The organism is Streptomyces jumonjinensis (assembly GCF_009600885.1).
Classification (GTDB): domain Bacteria; phylum Actinomycetota; class Actinomycetes; order Streptomycetales; family Streptomycetaceae; genus Streptomyces; species Streptomyces jumonjinensis.
The window spans coordinates 5,856-6,776 of sequence record NZ_VCLA01000195.1; the positions used below are offsets into that span (position 1 = coordinate 5,856).

The 921-nt window shown below is 69.1% G+C and carries 2 protein-coding genes; both read right to left on the minus strand.

All coding sequences use genetic code 11. The features are described 5' to 3' along the window. Positions 1-261, minus strand: a 261-nt coding sequence (locus FF041_RS33375; RefSeq protein ID WP_323393437.1) for a DUF6112 family protein, incomplete at its 3' end; no start/stop codon positions are given. Positions 262-335: 74 nt separating this feature from the next. Then, positions 336-921, minus strand: a 586-nt coding sequence (locus tag FF041_RS39705) for a C40 family peptidase (protein WP_228388811.1), incomplete at its 5' end; no start/stop codon positions are given.

Genomic DNA, 921 nt, shown 5'->3' on the forward strand with positions numbered 1-921 from the left:
GGCGGCACCCAGCAGCAGGGCGCATCCGGCGGCGACGACGGTGCCCTTCTTGCCGTTCGCCTCGGCCTGGTGACCGCCGGAGTGGTGGCCCCAGGCCCACACCAGCGCGGACACCGCGAGCGCGCCGACGACCGCGATGATCCCGAAGAGATTGATGGAGCTGATGACGTCCTTCAGGACATCCAGACCCGGCAGACCGCCGTCCGCGGGCTTGATACCGGGGTTGAAGGCCAGGAACTGACCCGACTGGCTGAACTTCACAGCGAGAACTCCTGATTCAGGGCACACAAATGCCCGGGAGGAAGAAATGAGGAGAAGGAGGGGGGAGGGAAGCGTCAGACGACGCGGCGGACGGCGAGGATGTCCGGCCGCCACTCCGCGAGCGTGGCGATCTTGACGACGTCACCGGTGCGCGGGGAATGCAGAATCAGACCCGAGCCGATAAACAGGCCGACGTGCTCCGGCACCTGGGCCGTGCCCCGGGTGAACAGCAGATCGCCCGGCTTGATCGACCCGACGCCGACCGCCTTGCCCTCCTTGACCTGCGTATACGTGGTCCGGGTCAGAGAGACGCCGCCGGCCTTGTAGGCCACCTGCATCAGGGACGAGCAGTCACACCGCCCCATCGGGTCCTGACCCCGGGGGTCCGAGCACGTCCCGCCCCACTGGTAGGGGGTGCCCAGGGCACCGAGGCCCCAGCGGATCGCCGTCTGAACCGACTTCGGCGCATCGGACGGGATCTCGTACCCCTTCGGCAGCACGCCGGCCGGGATCGGCCCGAACTCCGACCCGTCACCGCCAGGACCGCACCCAGCGGGAGCATCTGGCGCCGGGGCGTCGTCCTCACCGTCCCCGTTTTCGGTGAGGGTGGGGGCGATGGCCTTCTGCAGCGCGGTGGCCAGCGGCTCCCACTTCGCGTAC